Genomic DNA, 23,843 nt, shown 5'->3' on the forward strand with positions numbered 1-23,843 from the left:
TATAGTATCGTACACACAAACCATAAATCATAAATCATAAATCACAAATCACAAATTCCCCCTCGCCACCTTCTGTATGATACCGAGAAACTCTTCATTCGTCATCCGGATATCCGGTTCCTTATAATTCACGTAATCTTCAAAATAATCGCTGGCGATATCTGCCACGATCTCAGAGCCGTCCAACCCGAAAGAACTCACCAACTTCTCCACCTTGCCACGAATCTGGCGGATCACCTGCAAGCGGTCTTCATAACGGTCCGGTTTTTCCAGCTCCGTCACATGCTCGTTTCGGGCAATCAGATAAACGGTCGTATAAAACTTGTCCACATCTCCGAAAGCCGGGATAAACAGAGCTTTCTTTTCCTCTGGCAACGCAGCCAGTGTTTCCTGAATTTTTGTCATTATTGTGTTTATTTTAATTGGTTGGCGAAGATAGTACATTCCGTTCATAGATAAAGTCTATCCCGCGATAAATAATATGTATTTCATTCTATGAACAAATTTCGAGCAGGGAATGTTAGAATAGTAGAAACAACATAAAACAGATTGATCATGCTTACATTATGTCTCAGTTTATTATTGTTGATAACAAATAATAGTAATAATAGTCAAATAACAGATAAAAAAGAAAAAGTTATGAAATTTGAATTAATCCAGTTACCCTATGCAGCCAACGCGCTGGAACCGGTTATAAGTAAAGAAACGATTGAGTTCCATCATGGCAAACATTTACAGACTTATGTAAATAACCTGAACAACCTCATTCAGGGAACCAAGTTCGAAAACGCTACTTTAGAACAGATCGTGGCAGAATCCGACGGTGCTATCTTTAACAATGCCGGACAGACGCTTAATCATAATTTGTACTTCACCCAGTTCTCCCCCTATGGTGGTGGCAGACCGACCGGCGCCCTCGCCAAAGCGATCGACGCGACTTGGGGATCGTTCGAGAACTTCCAGAAGGAATTCGTAGCTGCCGGAACCGGTCTATTCGGCTCAGGATGGGTATGGCTGGCTAAAGATAAAGACGGAAAACTCTCAATTACCAAAGAAGCTAACGGTAGTAACCCGGTTGCTCACGGATTGAAACCGATCCTGGGATTCGACGTGTGGGAACATGCCTACTATTTGGATTACCGGAACCGCCGTCCCGATCATTTGAACGCCTTATGGAAGATCATCGATTGGGATACCGTTGGCAAAAGATATTAAAGCTCTTTAAACTACAGATAAAAGCCGCCCGGCAACATACCGGACGGCTTTTTTTATTTGTAATATGACTGGAACTCAAGCAATATAGTAATATTGACAATTATAAGGGAAAAATGTCCAATAACGGAATGGAATAAATAGCGTACCTTTGTTATATAATCAATAAACAAGAATATAAACCTCAATTAATAAGGAGAATAAACATGAAAGTACAAGAATTGACAAAAGCGGAATTTTTGAAAAAAGTAGCAAACTACGAAGCCAGCCCCAACAAGTGGGTGTACGAAGGAGACAAACCTTGTATCGTGGATTTTTATGCCACTTGGTGCGGACCTTGTAAGATGGTCGCTCCTATCTTAGAAGAATTAGCAGAAGAATATGCCGGAAAAATCGACATCTATAAGGTAGATACGGAAAAAGAAGAGGGATTAGCCGCCTCTTTCGGTATCAGAAGCATTCCCTCCCTCCTTTTCTGCCCGATGGACGGGCAACCGCAGATGGCAAAAGGTGCAATGGGAAAGGCTGATTTCAAAAAAGCTATAAATGAGGTACTTTTGAAGAAAGAATAACAATATCCCAACATAAACAGGAAGCCCTCTCCGAGTTCCGAACAGAGCTCGGAGAGTTTTTTTTCAAAAAATATTACACATTATGCCATCCAACTATTGCATATTTAAAAATAATGCGTACCTTTGCACCCGCAATCGAGAGAGATTGATACTGATAAAAAATGAATGCCTCTTTAGCTCAGTTGGCCAGAGCACGTGATTTGTAATCTCGGGGTCGTTGGTTCGAATCCGACAAGAGGCTCAAAATAGTTGATAGTGGAAAGTTGGCAGTTGACAGTTTATGTCACTTTCCTGTTTTATCTGTCAACTTATTGGGCAGTTACCAGAGTGGCCAAATGGGGCTGACTGTAACTCAGCTGGCTTTCGCCTTCGGTGGTTCGAATCCATCACTGCCCACAAAAAAGACTTGAAAGATTTTCTTTCAGGTCTTTTTTGTTTTAGATTCACTTCACAGCCTCATAACCGTCATTCCGTCTTACCCACCATCCGGAAGCCTTACCCCCATTTTCAACCGGATCTCAGCTTCTCGGATTAAAAATAAAAAAGCCTTTGATTCGCAATGAACCAAAGGCTTTTATTTCTGGCGGTCCGGACGGGACTCGAACCCGCGACCCCATGCGTGACAGGCATGTATTCTAACCAACTGAACTACCGAACCAGAATTCTTGTCTTGCAATCTCTCTCGATTGCGGTGCAAAGGTAGATATTATTTTGAATCTTGCAATAGTTTCGCGGCAAAAATTTACGTCGGATAGATTATTTTTCTACTTTTGCCCTTCATATAAACAATAACAATCATGAAGAATACTCCGGTAGATTATCAGACAGCCAGAAAGATTATAGATGGCTACGGACTTCCCGATTTCGGGAAAGCGACGATCCGCGAAGTCGTTGCTATATCCACACAACTCGAACAAGAGACTAAAACAGAATTTATCCATATGGAAATGGGGGTTCCCGGACTGAAAGCGGCCCAAGTCGGTGTCGATGCCGAGATCAAAGCCCTTCAAGATGGCGTTGCCTCCATCTATCCGAATATCAATGGTACACCCGATGTAAAAGCGGAAGCATCCCGTTTTATCAAAGCATTTATCAATATCGATGTAGCGCCGGAAGGCTGCGTTCCCGTAACTGGCTCCATGCAGGGAACATACGCTTCATTCCTCGTCTGCGGACAATGTACGCCGGGAAAGGACACGATTCTCTTTATCGATCCGGGATTCCCTGTCCAGAAACAGCAGATCACAGTCATGGGCTATAGATACGAATCGTTCGACGTGTACGAATACCGAGGCGAAAAACTCCGGGACATACTGGAACAATATCTCTCGAAAGGCAACATCGCAGCCATGATCTACTCCAACCCCAACAATCCGGCCTGGTTCTGCCTGACGGAAGAAGAGCTGAGGATCATCGGAGACATGGCAAACAAATATGACACGATCGTGATTGAAGACCTGGCATATTTCGCTATGGATTTCCGGAAACCGTTGGGCAAGCCGTTTGAAGCGCCTTTCCAGGCAACCGTTGCCCGCTATACAGATAATTACATTTTACAAATTTCAGGTTCAAAAGCATTCAGCTATGCCGGCCAGCGCATCGGCGTCACGGCAATCTCCGACAAACTGTATCACCGAGCCTATCCCGGACTGACACAGCGCTACGGAGGAGGGACGTTCGGAACTGTATACATTCACCGCGTATTGTATGCCCTATCGTCGGGCACAAGCCACTCGGCACAGTTCGCATTAGCAGCCATGTTCAAAGCAGCGGCAGACGGAACGTTCGATTTTATTTCGGAAGTAAAAGAATACGGACGCCGGGCAGAAAGATTAAAAAAGATCTTTACCGATTATGGTTTCCGGATCGTCTACGACCATGACCTGGACGAACCGATCGCAGACGGATTTTATTTCACGATCGCTTATCCGGGAATGACAGGAGGGGAACTGATGGAAGAGCTGATTTATTACGGCGTAAGTGCCATTTCATTAAGCACGACAGGCAGTAACCAAGAAGGCTTACGCGCTTGTACTTCTTTTATCAAACCACATCAATATGCCCTTCTCGAAGAACGCCTGAAACTGTTCAAAGAGAATCACACTGCATAATTAACATAAGCCGGACTTTTATTTATGGTTCATTAACATGAAAGTCCGGCTTTTCGTTTGTTTCTTTAAACCAAAAGTTATATATTGTCGCTGTTTTATTAACCAGCAAGTACCACTCCATCATGGCAATGTATAACAACATATTCAAAATAACTCATAACGACGTGCTTCCGGCCCAGGGAAGCATCCTGATATCAGAACCTTTTTTACAAGACGCCTACTTCCAACGTTCCGTCGTACTATTGGTAGAACATACGCAAGAAGGTTCGATGGGGTTCGTATTAAACAAGAAAACAGAGTTATCGGTCAATACTTTTTTTGCGGATTTACAAGAATTTCCGGAAATGCCGATCTATTTAGGCGGTCCGGTCAGTGCCAACCGCCTGTTCTTCATTCATTCCTTAGGAGACCTGATCATCCCTAACTCTGTTAAGATAAACGATCACCTCTATTTCGACGGCGATTTCAGCGCACTGATACGCTATATCCAAAACGGGCACCCTATCGACGGGAAAGTAAAATTTTTCTTAGGTTATTCCGGCTGGCAGAAAGGACAACTGCACAATGAAATAGCTAAAAACTCATGGGTCGTAAGTCATACTTCCAACCGGAATATGCTTCTTGCCGAAGGTGAAGACTTCTGGAAAAAATCGCTCGAATCGCTCGGCAGCCAATATGAAACATGGACCAAATATCCGAAAGAACCCTCGCTCAATTGATTCTCTGCATAATCAAGACATCCGAATAACCATCCTTAGTCGTTATCCAGTCTGTCAATATGCCTGTCACGGTAAAGCCGCAACGGGTAAAGAGACTTTTGCTCGGTTCGTTCCCTACCGGGATATGAACAAAGAGTTGATGTAACTTTAAATAAGAAAAAGCATATCCTACCAACAGGTTCAACGCTTCTGTCGCCAGTCCGTTCTTCTGGTAAAGCGGATCGACCAATATGCCGACACCTGCCCTGCGATGATGCGGATCGAAATCATACAAATCCAACATGCCGACCGTCTGTCCCGTAGAACAAAGATCGATCATCAGGCGCAATTGCTTCAAATCGAATATATCCCGGTGAGATTCTGCTATATATTCTTTCAACAGATAGCGGGAATAAGGTGCCAACGTATTCCCAAGCTCCCACCATTCGGGATTGTTTTCCCAAGAATAGAGCAGTTCCAAATCTTCCGGTTCCGGAGCGCGAAGGCGGACGACATTGTTTTGAAGTAGGTTCATTTTTTAATTGACAATTGACAATTGACAATTGACAATGAGAAATCGCTTGATGCAATTTTCAATTGTCAATTATCAATTCTCCATTAATGACTATATGATAGTTGATCTTTTTATCGACCATCTTGTCCATCAATAAGAGCATCTGCTCGAAACGGACATCCGGGTAGCAGAATGCCAAATCGGTAAAACGTTTCATCTGGTTGCGACGGCAGATAGCATCCATCACGCGTTCTTCATCCAGATTCCAAAGATTGACATATTCCAGATCCGGCATCCGTCTCACACAGGCCGCTTTCACCTTTTCAAACTCTTCTTCCCGGCAAAGTACCAGCAGGCGGCGATGTTTCGTCCGGGGTTTCCGTTTCAGCCCCAACATACCGGCGACAGCGGAAAGGGATGCTTTCAGCAGAACAGCCAAACGGATAAGCAGGCTCATCAGCCAACCGGAATGCGGATAATATTTCCGGTAGAATATCAACATGGCCCCATAAAAGGCTTTTACATATTTGATATCACCATGCTTCGTACTTTCTCCTTTATAATGAAGGATACGTTCGGGGATATAATAATTCACATACCCCCCCTGCACAATCCGGTAAGACAAATCGATGTCTTCGCCATACATAAAGAAAGACTCGTCCAGCAGCCCCACTTTATCCAGCGCTTCACGACGAAGGAACATGAAAGCACCCGCCAAAACCTCTACCCTATGCTGCTTCTCCTTATTCAAATACGGCAGGCTGTAACGGGCAAACAGAGGTGAAGAAGGAAACAACTTAGACAACCCGAATATCTTGCAGAAAGACACCCAAGGGGAAGGAAAACTCCGCTTGCTCTCCGCCAAGAAAGCACCATGCCCGTCCAACATCTTCACACCGATTCCTCCCGCCTCCGGGTGTTCGTCCATAAAGAAACAAAGGGAACGCATGCTTTCCTCGCCTATCACGGTGTCGGGATTCAATAAGAGGACATATTCTCCGCTACTGATCCGGATTGCCTGATTATTCGCTTTTGCAAATCCGGGATTATCTTTATTCTCGATAAAAGTGACTTCCGGAAAACGCGGGCGAAGGTATTCGACCGAACCGTCGGCCGAATGATTATCGACAACCAGCACTTCCGCCTCCATCCCTCGGGTAGCAGCCCGGACGGAACAGAGGCACTGTTCGAGAAAATACTTTACATTGTAGTTGACTATTATGATGGACAGTTTCATAAGATTTATGATTTATGATTTATGATTTATGATTTATGATTTATGCGTCATTGATAAATCATAAATCATAAATCATAAATCGTTCACACCTTGATGGAGTCATTAAAGCTGGTACGGTTCACGATGGAACGCCCCAACGTTATTTCATCGGCATATTCGATTTCGTCGCCAATAGAGACGCCACGCGCGATGACCGAAATCTTCACATCATAGGAAGAAAGCTTGCGGTAGATGAAAAAATTCGTCGTGTCGCCCTCCATTGTCGTACTGAGTGCCAAGACAACTTCCTTCACTTCTCCTTCGGCTACCCGCTGTACCAGGCTGTCGATCTGCAAATCCCCCGGGCCTATTCCGTCCATCGGCGAAATAATACCGCCCAAGACATGATAAACGCCACGGAACTGCCCTGTGTTTTCGATCGCCATCACTTCCTTAATATTCTCGACCACACAGACCATCGAATGGTCACGCTGGTGGTCGGCACAGATAGAGCACATGTTATCGTCGCATATATTATGGCAGACCTTACAATATTTGACATCCCGGCGAAGTGCCAACAGCGCGGACGCAAACCCTTCCGTATAGCCGACATCCCGACGAAGCATATGAAGCGCCAGCCTGAGCGCCGTCTTCCGTCCCACTCCCGGCAACGACGACAATTCGTTCACCGCATTTTCCAATAAGACTGATGGATATTTTTGATTCATTTTGTAACCTGATCTTCCAAAGAGGCAAAGATAATATTTTTATTGCAGAACAGAATTCCGCATCAGCCAAATAGTTTCTCTCTTCGGAATGGTCCAACTCAAAAAAAAGACATATCCGGCTGATTTAACGGAAACCGGGTGCTGATTTATAACATGTATGTTTTAGGAACCCCTATATACTCCAAAACCTCATCCTCATTTTGCAGGATTTCGTATTGGTCGTATTGGCCGTCTTTCCATACTTTCCATTCCGAATTCCAATGGCAGATAGAGAAGCCTTTAATATCGATGTGCGAATCTTCTTCCTGAGATTTCACAGAAACATATTCGGGTGAACAATGGGATTGTTTGCAAAGGCATTCATAAAGAAGACGTGATTTTAACTCCGCATGATAATGGTTCCTTTGGCTGGAACCATAGATAAGGACATTCTCGCCATCAAATGCAATGAATCCTTGCTTGGCATATTCCATCAACTTGACTCCACATTCACCAAGAAACGCTTTTCTCCAAAATTCAGTTGGTTCCCCCTGAGACATGATAGTCGTTAGGGACCGGCAAATATCAGACTCGGAGAAACACGTATTATCCAATATCCCTTTCAGGCATTTCAATGCTGGGCCATTGGTACTTGAAGTGGTAATTCGGAATAAACTCTTCCATGAATAATCTCTATGGTTGGGCCGGTTATACAGATTTTTCCTATAACTTGATGCCCAAGGCATATAATCACCTTGGGCTAACATAGCCCGCACCATAAGAAAGTTTTTAACTTCTTCAGATGCAGCGTTCCCCAGTTTCTCAAATAACGGGTAGGCTTTTGTGATATATGATTGATAAAGTCCGATGGGCGGAATCTCTGTCAGATCTACAAAAGGAGTGGCGGGTGGAATTACCCCTGCCAACCATAAAGTCACACCTATTTGCCCCCTGAGATAAGGGTGATGTTCCGCTTTATATATCAGCTCTTTCCATTCTTCATTTCGGCGAAGTTGTGCCTTGACCACTTCCTCCTGCCATTGGTCATTATTCATGAACAACGGTTTGAAAGACATCGATTTGGCCACCCATTCATTAATAGAAACATCGGAACCTTGGCTGTCGCCCAACATTTTATCCCTCCATTTGCCATATGAGGCGAGCATGTTCTCAATGCCTCTAAGCGCCCTGGCCATATCTGAAGAACTGTCAATAGGAGTAGCCTCCAAAAGATTATGGACAACGCGCATCCATTCTGAAAATTCCTCATTTGAAGAATCAGCAAAAGCCTTACGGTATTTAAGAAAAGCATGGAGCTTGAGCCTCGTTGAGTAAGACAAATTTGCCTCGTTGTCTACATCCCACCCTTTCAAGATCCACCTACGGACAGCTTCGGAGACATCAAACCAGAATGTATCATATCCATCTATCGAGTTTGTCAATGGAGAAACTTCAGGATCCAAAAGCAGGTGCAAGTCGGAGTTCAGACGTGCCAACAAAGCAGAGTTGAAAATGACCCCTTTCCGCTCATACCAATTGTGGGCAAAGGTCACTTTTTTATCATTCGCTTCAAACAGACAATCCAAACTTGCAGGATCGATTGTTTTACCATCGCCAGCCACAGTTCCCTCATTGGCTAAAAGGACTATCATAATCCTCTGCAGGAACTTGTCTATGCTCTTGTCCGCATCACGAAAAGCCCAAAGAGTATCTGACCAGTTGACATCAATATTGGCTTTGAACAACTTTTCTTCATTAGGCAAATAGCGCTCTACATCTTCTATAAGTTTGCTTTTGAAGATCTCGAAACTGGTCAATGGCAACCCTCTGGCATTCATCTTGATATACAGGTCATCAATATCATGGAAGCCATTGAGCGGGAGAAATTCAAATACAATAGGATAGGAACCGGCACTGAAAAGCCTTTCGTAAGCTTCATCGACCACATCAAAGAAAACCTTATCAATTTCATCGAGCATATTGAGCATCCCATATACGGTAGGATCGTCATCCCAAGCAATAAACCACCAACCTTCGTTTCTTATCAGTTCGGAAGGCCGGACTTTTCTCGATGCCAGAGATTTGTGGTTCAAAACGTTTTTTGCCGATAAAAGCAGAGCGTGGCAAAACCTTTTCGAACTATCTCTGGTCTGATAAGTAAATTTGAAATCATCCAAACTATCCTCTTGGTTCTTATTGTTTACACAAAGCACATAAATATGTAAAAGCCAAAGTGTCGTAAGACGTTGCTGGCCATCCAAAGGGACAAAAGAACCATTCTCCCCGCTCCCGTAAATAAAATCAAGGCTATGGGATTCTCCGCTAAGAATATATTCCTTGAGTTGCCGTACAAAATTCTCACGGATTTTCTTAGCCTCAACGGTATTGCGGCCTTGAGCGTAATCACGTTGTATGGAGGGAATTGATATTTCAAACCCATATTTGTGGAAGATATCCACAAAGGACATCTCTTTTGCTTCAAATCTATCATTCATAATTAATCAAAAGGTAATACAAGTTCTACATAGGGTTTCAGCGTGGCTCTTATGTCATCCCAATAGGCCATCGCATCTGTTTTCGACCAATAGAAGATTTGGTCTATTTTTTTCGAATATGCTTTTTCAAAAACATTCCTTGTGCCAACCGGAGTATAAATATTAAATTCGTCTTGAAGTATCCGCCGACGCTTCACCGGATAAATGCTATTGCCATAACTCCTGTTGGTTGAAGAGTTCAGCAAAGCAAAATTCCAAATAAAATCTTTTTCTTCTTTGTCACGCCCTTTCACTTTGCGTATCCCGAAACCATCTTTCGATGTTTCAAAAAATCCGGAAACAGAAGCAAAGAACTGCCTGGGTTCATTTTCCTGGCTCATGGAGACATTTGCTTCCGTTCGGTCAATGTTTTTTAAAATGCCTATAGCTTTTTCACACAGACGTTTTTCCTTTTCATCCAAAACATCCTCATTGGCAAAAGAGAAACAACCGCCGGCTATTCCGATAGTTTTTTGCCCTGTCAGCAATTCGATGACGTCCTCTGCCAACTCTTTCTGCTTATTGGCATCCGGGGTATAATCAGTATGCGACGCTATATGCTCCTGGTCCCAGCCTTTGTTTTTACGGACAACTTTATAGTCCGCAAAAGAGAAACGCGCATTCTCGGCTGCCCTTCTGTCTTCAAGAAGAATATTGTAGATGAATAATATTTTCGACAGTTCAGGGTTGCCATGAAAAAGTTTGGCTGCATCAATGGTAGAAAAGTCTTGCTTGATAATGCCATCAAGAATTGCTATACGCTCGGAATGCTTTTTATTTTTGAGTTTGTTCTTTAAGGCCAAGACAGTTTCGCCATCGACATATTCTAATATAAAACCAATCCGATGGTACATCTTTTTATTCCTATACCATTCTTTTAAAAGATCGTACATCTCTTTAACTTCCTGCCAAACCTGCTCCGCCCATAATGCCCTTGCTTTTGGAGCCGTTTTTCCTTCCCTCTCCATCATTTTTCGATAATCATCAAGGTAACAGTTAAAAGTATAGAAGCGTTTATCCCGATGTTCTACATTTTTCTCTTTCAAAAGATCAAGGATATACTCAATATGGGAATCATATTTATATGGATGCTGGGAACTATATATAAAGCCCCAAAATTCTTTCTGTTGCAGTGCCGTCTCCATTTCGCTCCATTCAAATGCAAGAGACTCTGGCTTTGAAGGCTCAGACTCTTTCCAATTGTTCCTTTGCAAAAGGAGAGCCTTTACAAGTTCGGCGTTATTAAGGCCGATTTTACCTGCATTAAGCCTATCGAAAATATCCGCATTGCTCCCGGATGAAACGGCAGGGTTATACCATATAAACCTTGTCCCTATCCGGAGTACCTCCACAAAATGGTTGCGGTCTGTAAGGGATAAGTTTTTTAACTTATTATATGCAGTAAAAAATACTTCTGCAAAATGGCTGTAGTCGCAATTCCTTTGATCAAACAGCCTATAGGACTCATCAGAATGGACAACCGCACTCACCTCGTCCAACCAAACATTGCTTTCAGCCCTGGTTTCATATTTGATGGTGTAGAGACCGGGAGCGACACTTGCTTGAGATACATCCAAGTGAAGTTTCGTATTGCTTACAAAACTTTCATAGGCCAATAAATGAAGAGCCTGAAGGATGAGCAGTATGGTGGTCAACCTTTGCTGGCCGTCGATCACTTCGAGGTATTCTTCATTTCCAGTTTTCTCATCCTTTCTCAATTTTACAACCAAAGGCTGCAAGCAATAGAACGTCTCCTTATTCCGGAAGGCTGAATAATGAAAAGCGTAAAATTCCAGCAAATCATCTATAAGCTGTTCGGCTTGATCGGCAGTCCAGCGATACCCTCTCTGGTAAGCTGGCACAAAGAACTTATACTCCTCGTCCAGCAAGTCGGCAACCGATACCAAATCCAATGAATTGAATAGTTTCATAACGTTTTCTATTTATTGCGTAAAGTTAGCTATTATCTAATGCACTTTTTCCTATACAGGCTAAAAATTCATTCCATATACCCGACCGGTGAATGCAGAAAAAATTTTCACCTATTCGTTTTGCGTGAAAATTTATTTTCACTTGCAGGAAAATTTATTTTCATGCGGGAGACAAAAAATGGCAAACAACAGGCAGGTTCTCACCTGAGTTTGCTTCTTAGCAAGAAAAGACGTAGTTTTGCAGAATCACAAGATATCAAATTACAAATCTCATACATCATGGAAGACGAAGAAAAGGTGAGCGGGCTACCGGAAAACGCCTACAGAGAACTGAAAGAAGGTGAGGTATATAAACCTATCCTGTCGCCCGACAAACAATATCGGGAAGTAACCCCCTGGTCCGTATTCTGGGGACTTGTCATGGCCGTCATATTCAGTGCGGCGGCAGCTTTCCTCGGGCTGAAAGTCGGACAAGTATTCGAGGCCGCCATCCCGATTGCGATCATAGCAGTCGGACTATCCAGCGGGTTCAAACGTAAAAACGCACTGGGCGAAAACGTCATTATCCAGTCCATCGGGGCAAACAGCGGTGTTATCGTGGCAGGAGCCATATTTACGCTGCCCGCCCTTTACATCTTGCAGGACAAGTATCCGGAGATCACGATCAATTTCTTCGAAGTATTCATGAGTTCGCTTTTGGGTGGTATCCTCGGTATCCTGCTCCTGATCCCGTTCCGGAAATATTTCGTATCGACCATGCATGGTAAATATCCGTTCCCGGAAGCGACTGCCACCACACAGGTATTGGTGTCCGGAGAAAAGGGAGGTAACCAGGCGAAACCGCTTATCTATGCAGGCCTGGTCGGAGGTCTGTACGACTTCATCATTGCGACCTTCGGTTGGTGGAGCGAGACAGTCAGCACACGCATCATCGGTGTCGGCGAAATGCTGGCCGACAAGGTGAAAGTAGTATTCAAAGTAAATACTGGTGCCGCAGTGTTGGGTTTGGGATATATTATCGGATTGAAATATTCGGCCATCATCTGTGCCGGGTCATTCTTGGTATGGTTGGTAATCATACCGTTGATGTCTGCCATTTTCGGAGCCGAAGTGCTGACATTCGGCAATGATGCCATTACGCAGACGGTAGGCAGCATGAGTGCGGAAGAGATCTTCACCACCTACGCCCGCCACATCGGTATTGGAGGTATTGCAACTGCCGGAGTAATCGGTATCTTTAATTCATGGGGCATCATCAAAGGGGCCGTAGGGTTGGCTGCCAAAGAACTGAAAGGAAAAACAGACGCCGGACAGGCGAAAGAGTTGCGCACTCAGAAAGACATTTCAATGAAGGTGATTGCCATCGGTATCTTCGTCACGCTGATCGTGACCTACCTGTTTTTCCATTTCGGCGTGTTAGACAATTGGTATTATGCGCTGATCGGGTTACTGCTCGTCGGTATCATTGCGTTCCTGTTCACAACTGTTGCCGCCAATGCGATTGCCATCGTCGGGACCAATCCCGTATCCGGCATGACGCTGATGACCTTGATCCTGGCATCCATCATCCTGGTAGCCGTCGGACTGAAAGGAACGGCCGGCATGGTGTCGGCACTGATTATCGGAGGCGTGGTTTGTACGGCGCTTTCAATGGCAGGCGGTTTCATCACCGACTTGAAAATCGGATACTGGATAGGTAGTACACCTATCAAGCAAGAAGGATGGAAATTCCTCGGCACACTGGTTTCGGCTGCTACCGTAGGCGGCGTGATCCTGATCTTGCATCAGACATTCGGTTTCACAAGCGGGCAACTCGCCGCTCCGCAAGCCAATGCGATGGCGGCGGTTATCGAGCCGTTGATGAGTGGTTCGAGCGCTCCCTGGGCATTGTATGCCATCGGGGCGGTACTGGCTATCATCCTGAACTTCTGCAAAATTCCGGCGCTGGCGTTTGCGCTGGGTATGTTTATCCCGCTGGAGCTGAACACGCCGTTGCTCATCGGTGGCGCTATCAGCTGGTATGTTGGCAGTCGCAGTACAGATCAGGCGTTGAATAGTACACGTCTGGAGAGAGGGACTTTGTTGGCATCCGGTTTCATCGCGGGCGGAGCCTTGATGGGAGTTGTCAGTGCGGCCATGCGTTTTGCCGGCATCAACTTGCTTAATACGGAATGGATGGAAAGCAATGCAGCCGGAGGACTGGCCGTTGTGATGTATGTCATTTTGATTACATATTTAGCAATCAGTTCATTGAAAACAAAGAAATAATAAGCCAAATGGAAGCACCTGTAGTGAATGTCGGCATTATGACGGAAAAGGCCGTTTCGTTTGTATTCCATGGGGAGTATGTACATACGGAAACCGGAAAGTTCCTGACGGGGGAACAGCGCGCATTATTTGTAAACGGCAACATCGTATTCAACGGGAAGTTGTTTAAAGAGATATTCTTTGAACCGGCCTCCCCTACCTCGTCCTTCGAATTGAAGGCAGTCACCATAGGCCGTAACTTCCACTGGCAACGGCAAGAAGACCAATGCTTCAAAGGGGCTTTCAACCTGGTGGCCGGCGAAAACGGAATTGTGGTCATCAACCAGGTAGATGTGGAAGAATACCTGACCAGCGTCATCTCTTCGGAAATGAGTGCGGAGGCATCGAAGGAACTGTTAAAGGCACATGCCGTCATCTCCCGCAGTTGGCTGCTCGCGCAAATCGAAAAGAATTTCCGCCTGGTCGGGAAAGAGGAGAAACAGCAGAGCTATTACCGGGACAACGAACAACTCATACGCTGGTACGACCGCGAAGACCATGATATTTTCGATGTCTGTGCCGACGACCATTGTCAGCGTTATCAGGGAATTACCCGTGCCTCCAACCCGGTCGTCCAAAAGGTGGTCCACGAAACAAGGGGAGAAATATTGACGGATGGTGAAACGATCTGCGATACCCGCTTTTCCAAATGCTGCGGAGGCGTTACGGAACAGTTCGAACATTGTTGGGAACCGGTCCCCCATTCCTACCTGACAGCATTGAGAGACAGCCGGGAAACAACTTTTCCGGACCTCACTCAGGAAGAAGAGGCCCAGAAATGGATTCGCTCCGCTCCCGATGCTTTTTGCAACACATCCGACAAAGCAATCCTTCGCCAGGTGCTAAACAACTACGATCAGGAGACAACTGACTTCTATCGCTGGAAAGTATCTTACAAGCAAGAAGAATTAGCCGAGTTGATCCATCGCAAAAGCGGTATCGATTTCGGCCAGATCCTCGACTTGGTTCCGGTCAGTCGCGGAACTTCCGGCCGTATCGAAATGCTGAAGATTGTCGGAACGCACCGGACCTTTACCATCGGCAAGGAGTTGGAGATACGCCGGACCTTGTCCGAAACACATTTGTACAGCTCAGCTTTTGTCGTGGACAAAGAAGATATGCAATTCGATATCCCCGGACGGTTCGTCCTGACCGGCGCCGGTTGGGGACACGGCGTAGGGTTGTGCCAGATCGGGGCCGCCATGATGGCAGGCGAGGGATACGATTATCGGCAGATTCTCTCCCACTACTTCCCCGGAGCTTTTGTTGAGAAACGGTATTGAGGGATTTATGATTTCAGATTTATGATTTATGTGTCGATGATAAATCATAAATCTGAAATCATAAATCAAAAAGGCTGCGTATCCGAAGATCGCAGCCTTTTCTTTATTGTGTTTACCTATTTGTCTCCGGTCTTGTAAACCGGTCGCCTTGACTCTCCCGAGCTCCAGCTGATACAAAGGAACAAGAAATTAATAACATACGCAAAACAAAATAGACAAAAAGCCCAAATTTTCCTGCGAAAACGAAAATTTCACCGATGAATCGAGAGATATTACGGATAGTTTTCATTTTTTATCCGCATCTTTGCCAAAAATTAAGAACAAGTCATGAATAGCTATATCATCCTCTTTATTATAGCCGCCTACTTCGGAATCCTTCTGCTGATTGCCTGGATCACAGGGCGAAAAAGCTCAAGCAATGAAGCGTTTTTCCTCGGCAACCGTAAATCTCCCTGGTACATCGTATCGATAGGAATGATCGGGACATCGCTTTCAGGTGTCACATTCGTCTCTGTTCCGGGGATGGTACGCAGCATAGATATGACTTATATGCAGACGGTCCTAGGGTTCTTTTTCGGATATATCCTGATTGCCAAAGTGCTGTTACCGCTTTATTACAAGTTGCAGCTAACTTCCATCTATTCGTATTTAGATGACCGGATCGGGCGGCATAGCTATAAAACAGGGGCTTCCTTTTTCCTTCTGTCCAAGATCGTAGGGGCGGCAGCACGGCTCTATTTAGTTGTGCTGATCCTGCAACATTATGTATTCAGCACTTGGAACATACCGTTCGCCGTAACAGTCGTTATCAGTATTTTCCTGGTCTGGCTCTACACCTATCGGAGCGGTATCAAAACAATCATCTGGACAGACACGCTGCAAGCATTATGCCTGATCGCCATGCTGATCGTGATTATCTGGCAGGTGAAAGACAAGATGCAACTGGATTTTGCAGGCATGGTACAGACTTTGCAGGCCAGCCCGCATTTCCGCATCTTCGAGTTCGGCGATTGGCACAGCACACAACATTTCGTGAAACAGTTTTTTAGCGGAATTTTTATCACCATCGTAATGACAGGTCTCGATCAGGATATGATGCAGAAAAACCTTTCCTGCAAAAGCTTGAAAGACGCACAGAAGAATATGTACACCTATGGCTTTGCCTTCACACCGGTTAATTTCCTGTTCCTTTCGCTTGGTGTCCTTCTGCTGACGCTCGCATCGCAGCAACAGATCGAACTGCCCGCATTGAGCGACGATATTCTCCCGATGTTCTGTACCTCCGGCATATTGGGACATTCGATTCTGATCTTCTTCACGATCGGTATCATCGCAGCGGCATTCAGCAGTGCCGACTCTGCCTTGACAGCTCTTACAACTTCTTTCTGCATCGACATTTTAGGGGTTGAAAAAGAAAAGGCACAAACCGCCAAACGTACTCGCCTGGCAGTCCATTTAATGATCTCTGTCCTATTTGCCATCATCATACTCGCGTTTAAGGCGATCAATAGCCGGAGCGTGATTGATGCCATCTACATGATCGCATCCTATACATACGGTCCGCTACTCGGCCTTTTTATGTTCGGGTTATTTACGAAAAAACATCCTCGTGACAAATTTGTTCCTTATATTTGCATCGCCTCTCCTCTGATCTGTTTCCTGACGGATTATTTAGTGAAACGACATACGGGATATGTCTTCGGCTACGAGATGTTGATGCTGAACGGGGCTATCACTTTCTGGGGACTATGGCTTTGTTCAATTGACAATGGACAATTGGCAATGGAGAATTTTGAGAAAAGAGTATTAACACGTGACGAGCGACGATAAGGGTGTGTCACTCGTCAATTTAAAACACCGTTTCAATGGAAATCAAAAGTGCAGAATTTGTTATCAGTAACACAAACGTAAAGAAATGTCCCGCAGGTAATCTGCCGGAATACGCTTTTATCGGACGAAGCAATGTTGGCAAATCCTCCCTTATCAATATGCTGACTGGTAAAAAGGGGCTTGCCATGACCTCTCAGAAACCGGGAAAGACGATGCTTATCAATCATTTCCTCATCAACGGACAATGGTATCTGGTCGATCTCCCCGGCTATGGTTTTGCCCAGCGGGGAAAAGAAGGACGCGAAAATATCCAGCGTATCATCGAAGATTATATTCTGGAACGTGAACAGCTCACGAATCTGTTTGTCCTGATCGACTGCCGTCACGAGCCTCAAAAGATCGACTTGGAATTTATGGAATGGCTTGGAGAAAACGGAATACCCTTTTCCCTCATCTTCACAAAGATCGACAAAATCAGTAAAGGCCGTTTGCAGGAAAACCTGAAAGCCTACCAGACAAAGTTATTAGAATCATGGGAAGAACTTCCTCCCATCCTCCTCTCCTCCTCCGAGAAGAAAGAAGGAAGGGATGAGATCCTTGATTACATCGACGAGATCAATAAAAGTCTATAGAATCCATGCAATAATTTCTTTCTTGCTGAAAAAGAGCTACATTTGTGAATATTACAAAACCAAAATAAGTAAAGGTATGAATACATTGAATTTACAAGGAGAACAGCTCGAACTGTTCAACCAGATAGCCAGTCTTGACAACGAAAGTTTTGCCAAGGTAAAAAGGTATGTCAAAAGGGTTATCCACGACCACCAGCGAGGAAAAGCAGAAAAAAAGATCGATACCATCAGTGATGAAGAAATCGAAGATGCAATGCGCCCTTATTCATATGAGGAGAAATTGGAAAGATTGAAAGTATCCGAAGCCGACCCTGTTGTTTATATGCATGAAGATGTCAAAAAAATGTCATTAGAATGGCTCAAATGAAAACATATTGGAAACGCAAAGCCTTAGCAAAATATAAAAGCATCACACTTTGGTACAAAAAGAAAATGGGCTTATCCGCCGCAAATAAATTTGTGCAAGGTATTAATGATGTAGTTGTTTTATTGGAGCAAAATCCCCATTTGGGAAAAGAAGAACCAGAACTTAAGGCATACAAAAGAAACTATCGTTCCTTTGTCGAACACCGCAATCATAAGATCATCTATTATATAGAAAAAGACACCATCAACATTGCCGATATCTGGCCAAACAGCCAAAACCCCAAAGACATTGACAAACGATTGAAATAAAAAGGAGGTGTGTCGAAACTATCCTATTCCCGCGCCCCTCGCGGGATCGCATTAAAACCGACCCTATAAAAATCTGATTGATAAGGTCTGTCCTTTTGCGGCCCCGCATCAAGTGCGGGGACAAGGAGATTTTGACACACCTCCTTTCGTTTTTCACTGCTTAATAGCTGATTTTACACCCCACAAAGTAACTGCGCGGCATTCCGGGACCGTAGATATATTTGGAGTCACGGTCCTTGTCTTGATCGAAATCACTCTGATAGGCCTCGAATATGTTTTGCACTCCGGCATTCAACTGCAAAGTCACCGACTTATACAGAGGGAAATCGTAAGCGACTTTCATATTCAAATCAAAGAAATCAGGTGTTTTCTCTTCCCTATCCTCCGGAATGTAACCGGCCAAATGTTGTACCAGCATGGTTCCCGTATAAGTACCGGTCAAAGAAACAGCCAGACGTTTGACCGGTGTAAAGGTGGAAGTGAAATAACCGTACACATCCGGCGTACGGAACATTTTTTTCTGCGCCGGCAAGTCCGGATTCGTCTCACTCCAAGTCACAGCCTCTTTGTAACGGCTGCGCTGGATAGTGGCACCCGCCTGAAGTTGCAGCCAGGCATACGCCATCTTTCCTTCCAAATTGACTCCCATCACGCGGGCGCCGTCCTTATTGCGACGTTCCATAATCAGATTGCCCTGATCGTCATGTCCTTTCTCTTGCAAGAAGAACACATCACTCAGATCCGTATAAAAACCTTCCACCAACAGGTTCAACTGAACCGGCCCGAAACGATGATAGAAGTCTGCCGAGGCACTGACACTCTTGGACTTCTCCTCTTTCAGGTCCTCGGCAAGCTGGATAATCGCCACTTCGCCACCGACAGCCGCCACATGCAAATCCTCGTCAAACGCCTGCGGGGCACGGAAACCGCTCGAATAAGACAAACGAAGATTGATGTCCTCGGTCGGATTGAAACGGACATTCGCACGCGGACTGAAGATCAGATGATCGATCAGATTATGTTTGTCGAAACGGCCGCCGATCAGAAAGCTCCATTTCTCATTCTTCCACTCGTTCTGCAAAAACAGGCTACCGATATGAACCGTCTGGTCCACGATACGATTATACCCCAACATCTCATCCTTCAACTCGTCGAAGTTATATTCCAGGCCACCGGTAAATTCCGCCGGCATAAACAAGCATTTATCAGCCGAATAGGAATACTGCGAACCGGCGACAACCGTCATGTCCGTCGTATGCCCGTAAGCATCAAGATTACGGTTGGTTCCGTAATAACTCTTCCGGTTCGTATGCTGCGCGGAAGTATATACGTTCAAGCGATGTTTATAATCTTTAGAGAACAAATCAAACTTCAGGCCACCACCATTGATACTGTGATCCGTCTGTTCCGCCACCCACGCTTCATGAGGCGGCCGGTTAATCTGGTCACCACCACGACGATACTCGCTTATATTATGATACTCAAAACCTAATTTGGAATAGGTACTTGTCTTCAGATAGGAACGAAAACCGACCGTCCGGGCTTCCAACTGGCCAAGTTCGGAGAAACCGTCTCCGTCATGATCATAAGCCGAACGATGGCGGCTCTGCCCGAAGAGATAGATGCCGGCTTTGTGGTCGTCCGTCACCAAGGAAGCATTCAAAGTCGTATTGTTGTCCGGGCGGCTTCCCCCGATCATCGTCAACGAGTGAGCGATCTGGGCCGAGTTGCGCAAAGGCTCTTTCGTAATGATATTGATCGTGCCCGCAATTGCCGAAGAACCGAAAAGAGCGGAACCGCCGCCACGCATGATCTCGACACGCTCGATCATATTAGCCGGAATCTGTTCGAGACCATACACACCCGTCAACGCACTGAATATGGGACGGCTATCCACCAATATCTGCGTGTAAGGACCTTCCAGCCCATTGATACGCACCTGCTGGAAACCGCAGTTCTGACAATTGTTTTCCACCCGTACGCCCGGCTGGAAGTTCAGTCCGTCGGCAAGCGAAGTGGCATGCGTCGTCTCGAACATTTTCGAATCCAATACGTTTACAAGCGACGGAGCCATACGGCGGGTCGTCTCGTTCCTGTTAGCCGAAACCACGACTCCATCCAAAGACAAAGCTTCTTCTTCCGCCTCGAAATTGATTTCCAGCGTTTTTCCCTTTTTCAATGTCACGGGTGTTTCGACCGTTTTATAACCCATCGTCTTCATCACGACCGTGAACGCTCCTTCCGGCAGGTTCTTCAGATAATAATGCCCTGTGGCGTCGGTCGCAGTCCCGATCGTCGTCCCTTTCAAAAAGATCGTAATAAAAGACAAATGCTCTCCGGTTTTCCGATCCACCACATGGCCGACAATATTCGCGTCCGATGGATTCAAAGCCGGATCTCCCTCCGCCCGCGCAACCATAAAGGCACAGCACAAGCATACTATAAATGTAATAATCTTATTCATTCTCGTTTGTTCTGATAATATAAAAACTTAAACATAAACGCATATTGCCAGACCTCCGTCATCGGAAAGCCTTATATGCAACAATTGTTTCCTTTGCCTGAAAATTTATTTTCACCCGGGAGAAAATTTATTTTCCCGCAAGTGAAAATTTATTTTCACACAATGAAAGCAACTGAAAATAAATTTCCACACAATAAAGAACAAGTGAAAATTTATTTTCAATATTTTCCGGAAGATGAAACTTTTTTTATCCTCCTACCGACAGCCAGATGCCATCTTGATCAGACAAAAGGAGGAGGAGCGCGGAGAGACAGTTTCCCCAAAACAGGGAGCAGATGATCCAGACAGGCCGGATTTTCAATTATCTTATAGTTTGGTGTAGCATAAAATTGCAGAAGCAACGAACAGATCGCTCCGTCCTGCACGTCGACAGTCGTCAACAAATGGAACAACTGGATTTCCGAAAGAGACGAGTGATGGTGGCAGGTGCCGTCTGCCGTCTTCTTGAACGGGTGCGAATGGACAATCGTCGTGCCGTCCTCGACATGGACGTGCATGAACAAAGAAATGCTGCTGTAGTACACTATAAAAAGTGCCGGCAGCAGCCATTTCATATATTTTACTATTGTCTGTTTCACATTCCGTCCTTGCTGAATTGAGGGTGCAAAGATAAGACAAATGCTCGAAAACTACAAATACACAAAATTCGAGCAACTAAATGTAAGCAACCGACACCATATTCATAATAATTTGTTACTTTTGTGCGCAATTTTCGAAAGACAAACAATAAATTAAAAACTATAAAGTCTATGGCTAAGATCACTAAAGAAGAAGCACTCCGCTACCATGCGGAAGGCAAGCCGGGAAAGATAGAAGTCGTTCCCACCAAGCCCTATAGTACCCAGATGGATTTGTCGCTGGCTTATTCGCCCGGCGTTGCCGAACCCTGTCTGGAAATCGAAAAGAATCCGTTGGATGCTTACAAATATACGTCTAAAGGAAACCTGGTTGCCGTTATTTCGAATGGTACCGCCGTATTGGGATTAGGAGATATCGGTCCGTTGGCAGGCAAGCCGGTGATGGAAGGAAAAGGACTGTTGTTCAAGATCTTTGCAGGTATCGACGTGTTCGATATCGAAGTGAACGAGAAAGACCCTGACAAATTTATCGAAACGGTAAAGGCCATCGCCCCCACTTTCGGAGGCATCAACCTTGAAGATATCAAAGCTCCCGAATGTTTCAAGATCGAAACACGCCTGAAAGAAGAACTGGATATTCCGGTCATGCACGACGACCAGCACGGGACAGCTATCATCTCCGGCGCAGGCTTGATCAACGCGCTGGAGATCGCAGGGAAGAAGATCGAGGACGTGAAGATCGTGGTGAACGGCGCCGGAGCCGCTTCCATCTCTTGCACGAAACTATATATAATGTTGGGGGCAAGGAAGGAAAACATCATCATGTGCGACAGCAAAGGGGTTATCTCCACACATCGCACGGACTTGAACGAATCCAAGAAATTCTTCGCTACCGACCGCGACATCAAGACATTGACGGAAGCCGTCGTCGGAGCTGACGTGTTCTTAGGATTATCGGTCGCCAATGTGTTGACTCAAGACATGGTCCGCTCCATGAATACGAACCCGATTGTGTTCGCTTTGGCCAACCCGAATCCGGAAATCTCGTATGCCGATGCAATGGCCTCACGCGACGATATTATTTTTGCCACAGGCCGTTCCGACTATCCGAACCAGATCAATAATGTATTAGGATTCCCTTATATCTTCCGCGGCGCATTGGACACACACGCCAAAGCAATCAACGAAGAGATGAAATTAGCAGCCGTTTACGCAATCGCCGGACTTGCCAAAGAACCGGTTCCCGACGTCGTAAATGCTGCCTACAAACTGAAACGGACGACTTTCGGACGCGATTACATCCTGCCGAAAGCGCTCGACCCGCGACTCCTGACTCGTGTTTCCTGTGCCGTTGCCAAAGCAGCCATCGACTCGGGCGTATCCCGCCGGACGATCACCGACTGGGAAGGATATGCCAACCACTTGCGCGAAATGATGGGATATGACAACAAGCTGCTCCGTTCGTTCACCGATATGGCTAAAGCCAATCCGAAACGGGTGGTATTTGCAGAAGCCAACCACGGCAATATGCTGAAAGCCGCTGCCGAAGCGAAAGCCGAAGGTATCTGCATCCCTATCCTTTTAGGCAACGAAGAACGCCTGCAAAAGATCGCAGCCGAAGAAAATATCAGCCTCGAAGGGATCGAAATCGTCAACCTTCGTCACGACCGCGAGACGGAACGCCGCCATCGTTATGCCAAGATCCTGTCTGAGAAGAAAGCCCGCGAAGGTGTCACGTATGCGGAAGCCTGCGAAAAGATGGTCGACCGCAACGCATTCGGTATGATGATGGTTGCGACAGGCGATGCCGATGCTTTCGTGACAGGCGTTTACAGCCGCTATTCCGAAGTGACCAAAATGGCAGAGCAGATCATCGGTATCCGTCCGTCTTACACACATTTCGGTGCTTTGAATATCCTGACTTGCAAGAAAGGTACGTTCTTTATTGCCGACACGCTGATCAACCGCCATCCGTCGACAGAAGTATTGATCGATATCGCCCGCCTGACTCAAGATGCTGTGAAATTCTTCGCGCACGAACCGGTTATGGCGATGTTGTCCTACTCCAACTTCGGTTCCGACAAGCAGGGCAGCCCGCTGAAGGTCCACGACGCGATCGACTATCTGCACAAGAACTATCCGGACATGATGGTAGATGGAGAAATGCAGGTCAACTTCGCTCTGGACAAGAAACTGCGCGACGACATGTATCCGTTCAACAAGCTGAAAGGCAAAGATGTCAACACGCTGATCTTCCCGAACCTGAGTTCTGCCAACAGTGCTTACAAGTTGCTCGACACACTCGGCATCAGCGAAACGATCGGCCCGATCCAGATGGGTTTGAACAAACCGATCCACTTCACCGACGTAGAAAGCTCTACGCGTGACATCCTGAACCTGACGACTGTCGCTGTCGTAGATGCGATCGTACAGGAACAGATCGAAAAAGGAGAATAACTCAATTAAGCTTAATAAAAAAATAGCGATGAGGCATTGAAGTTTCATCGCTATTTTTTTGC

19 protein-coding genes and 3 tRNA genes are annotated in these 23,843 nt (G+C 45.5%); 13 read left to right on the plus strand and 9 right to left on the minus strand.

Annotated features, from left to right (window positions below; all coding sequences use genetic code 11):
- Nucleotides 1-48 precede the first annotated feature (48 nt).
- Nucleotides 49-405 carry a hypothetical protein gene (locus tag NQ564_RS07320; RefSeq protein ID WP_039848179.1) on the minus strand — a complete coding sequence of 119 codons (357 nt, stop codon included), beginning with the start codon at nt 403-405 and terminating at the stop codon, nt 49-51.
- A gap of 150 nt (nt 406-555) precedes the next feature.
- Between NQ564_RS07320 and NQ564_RS07325 the strand changes: the two genes are divergently transcribed.
- The 4 genes from NQ564_RS07325 to NQ564_RS07340 all read left to right on the plus strand — a co-directional run bounded on the left by NQ564_RS07325 (nt 556) and on the right by NQ564_RS07340 (nt 2,180).
- Nucleotides 556-1,215 carry a superoxide dismutase gene (locus NQ564_RS07325; RefSeq protein WP_005639364.1) on the plus strand — a complete coding sequence of 220 codons (660 nt, stop codon included), beginning with the start codon at nt 556-558 and terminating at the stop codon, nt 1,213-1,215.
- Nucleotides 1,216-1,370: 155 nt separating this feature from the next.
- Complete coding sequence (trxA, locus tag NQ564_RS07330) at nt 1,371-1,784, plus strand: thioredoxin (RefSeq protein ID WP_370008216.1); 414 nt, start codon at nt 1,371-1,373, stop codon at nt 1,782-1,784.
- A 167-nt stretch (nt 1,785-1,951) separates the two neighbouring features.
- Nucleotides 1,952-2,025: transfer RNA gene (locus NQ564_RS07335), tRNA-Thr, on the plus strand.
- 72 nt (nt 2,026-2,097) lie between these two features.
- Nucleotides 2,098-2,180: transfer RNA gene (locus NQ564_RS07340), tRNA-Tyr, on the plus strand.
- 185 nt (nt 2,181-2,365) lie between these two features.
- Here the strand turns inward: NQ564_RS07340 and NQ564_RS07345 are convergent.
- A tRNA-Asp gene (locus NQ564_RS07345) sits at nt 2,366-2,442 on the minus strand.
- A gap of 139 nt (nt 2,443-2,581) precedes the next feature.
- Between NQ564_RS07345 and NQ564_RS07350 the strand changes: the two genes are divergently transcribed.
- Complete coding sequence (locus NQ564_RS07350) at nt 2,582-3,895, plus strand: aminotransferase class I/II-fold pyridoxal phosphate-dependent enzyme (protein ID WP_008149292.1); 1,314 nt, start codon at nt 2,582-2,584, stop codon at nt 3,893-3,895.
- 122 nt (nt 3,896-4,017) lie between these two features.
- The gene (locus NQ564_RS07355) at nt 4,018-4,614 is read left to right on the plus strand and encodes a YqgE/AlgH family protein (RefSeq protein WP_008149290.1); all 597 of its coding nucleotides are present in this window, start codon (nt 4,018-4,020) and stop codon (nt 4,612-4,614) included.
- Here the strand turns inward: NQ564_RS07355 and NQ564_RS07360 are convergent.
- The 5 genes from NQ564_RS07360 to NQ564_RS07380 form a co-directional block, all read right to left on the minus strand.
- The gene (locus NQ564_RS07360) at nt 4,607-5,128 is read right to left on the minus strand and encodes a GNAT family N-acetyltransferase (RefSeq protein ID WP_008149288.1); all 522 of its coding nucleotides are present in this window, start codon (nt 5,126-5,128) and stop codon (nt 4,607-4,609) included. The genes NQ564_RS07355 and NQ564_RS07360 overlap by 8 nt on opposite strands.
- A gap of 58 nt (nt 5,129-5,186) precedes the next feature.
- Complete coding sequence (locus NQ564_RS07365) at nt 5,187-6,344, minus strand: glycosyltransferase family 2 protein (protein WP_008149286.1); 1,158 nt, start codon at nt 6,342-6,344, stop codon at nt 5,187-5,189.
- A gap of 83 nt (nt 6,345-6,427) precedes the next feature.
- Entirely contained in the window at nt 6,428-7,051 is a 624-nt protein-coding gene (gene recR, locus NQ564_RS07370; RefSeq protein ID WP_008149283.1) for a recombination mediator RecR, read from the minus strand.
- 146 nt (nt 7,052-7,197) lie between these two features.
- The gene (locus NQ564_RS07375) at nt 7,198-9,525 is read right to left on the minus strand and encodes a DUF262 domain-containing protein (protein WP_008149281.1); all 2,328 of its coding nucleotides are present in this window, start codon (nt 9,523-9,525) and stop codon (nt 7,198-7,200) included.
- A gap of 2 nt (nt 9,526-9,527) precedes the next feature.
- The gene (locus NQ564_RS07380; RefSeq protein WP_233421176.1) at nt 9,528-11,477 is read right to left on the minus strand and encodes a DUF262 domain-containing protein; all 1,950 of its coding nucleotides are present in this window, start codon (nt 11,475-11,477) and stop codon (nt 9,528-9,530) included.
- Between the two features lie 297 nt (nt 11,478-11,774).
- On the opposite strand from NQ564_RS07380, the gene NQ564_RS07385 reads away from it, so the two are divergent.
- The 6 genes from NQ564_RS07385 (at nt 11,775) to NQ564_RS07410 (ending at nt 18,222) form a co-directional block, all read left to right on the plus strand.
- A complete protein-coding gene (locus NQ564_RS07385) occupies nt 11,775-13,763 on the plus strand; it encodes an OPT family oligopeptide transporter (protein ID WP_129649969.1) in 1,989 nt (662 codons plus the stop codon).
- Between the two features lie 8 nt (nt 13,764-13,771).
- On the plus strand, nt 13,772-15,085 hold the full coding sequence (locus NQ564_RS07390) for a SpoIID/LytB domain-containing protein (protein ID WP_129649971.1): 1,314 nt from the start codon (nt 13,772-13,774) through the stop codon (nt 15,083-15,085).
- Nucleotides 15,086-15,412: 327 nt separating this feature from the next.
- On the plus strand, nt 15,413-16,915 hold the full coding sequence (locus tag NQ564_RS07395) for a sodium:solute symporter (RefSeq protein WP_008149271.1): 1,503 nt from the start codon (nt 15,413-15,415) through the stop codon (nt 16,913-16,915).
- Between the two features lie 35 nt (nt 16,916-16,950).
- The gene (gene yihA, locus NQ564_RS07400) at nt 16,951-17,547 is read left to right on the plus strand and encodes a ribosome biogenesis GTP-binding protein YihA/YsxC (protein WP_008149268.1); all 597 of its coding nucleotides are present in this window, start codon (nt 16,951-16,953) and stop codon (nt 17,545-17,547) included.
- Between the two features lie 76 nt (nt 17,548-17,623).
- Nucleotides 17,624-17,914, plus strand: coding sequence for a hypothetical protein (locus NQ564_RS07405; RefSeq protein WP_008149267.1), 291 nt, complete (start codon nt 17,624-17,626; stop codon nt 17,912-17,914).
- A complete protein-coding gene (locus tag NQ564_RS07410; protein WP_008149265.1) occupies nt 17,902-18,222 on the plus strand; it encodes a type II toxin-antitoxin system RelE/ParE family toxin in 321 nt (106 codons plus the stop codon). Before NQ564_RS07405 ends, NQ564_RS07410 begins: the two co-directional genes overlap by 13 nt.
- Before the next feature lie 160 nt (nt 18,223-18,382).
- Here the strand turns inward: NQ564_RS07410 and NQ564_RS07415 are convergent, their stop codons facing one another.
- Both NQ564_RS07415 and NQ564_RS07420 read right to left on the minus strand, forming a co-directional pair.
- On the minus strand, nt 18,383-20,686 hold the full coding sequence (locus NQ564_RS07415) for a TonB-dependent receptor (protein WP_039848178.1): 2,304 nt from the start codon (nt 20,684-20,686) through the stop codon (nt 18,383-18,385).
- Nucleotides 20,687-20,967: 281 nt separating this feature from the next.
- On the minus strand, nt 20,968-21,324 hold the full coding sequence (locus tag NQ564_RS07420; protein ID WP_039848177.1) for a hypothetical protein: 357 nt from the start codon (nt 21,322-21,324) through the stop codon (nt 20,968-20,970).
- A gap of 171 nt (nt 21,325-21,495) precedes the next feature.
- On the opposite strand from NQ564_RS07420, the gene NQ564_RS07425 reads away from it, so the two are divergent.
- Nucleotides 21,496-23,781: an NADP-dependent malic enzyme gene (locus tag NQ564_RS07425; RefSeq protein ID WP_005639332.1), complete on the plus strand. Its 2,286-nt coding sequence runs from the start codon at nt 21,496-21,498 to the stop codon at nt 23,779-23,781.
- Nucleotides 23,782-23,843: the final 62 nt, after the last annotated feature.

The sequence above is a fragment of the Parabacteroides johnsonii DSM 18315 genome (assembly GCF_025151045.1).
Lineage (GTDB): Bacteria > Bacteroidota > Bacteroidia > Bacteroidales > Tannerellaceae > Parabacteroides > Parabacteroides johnsonii.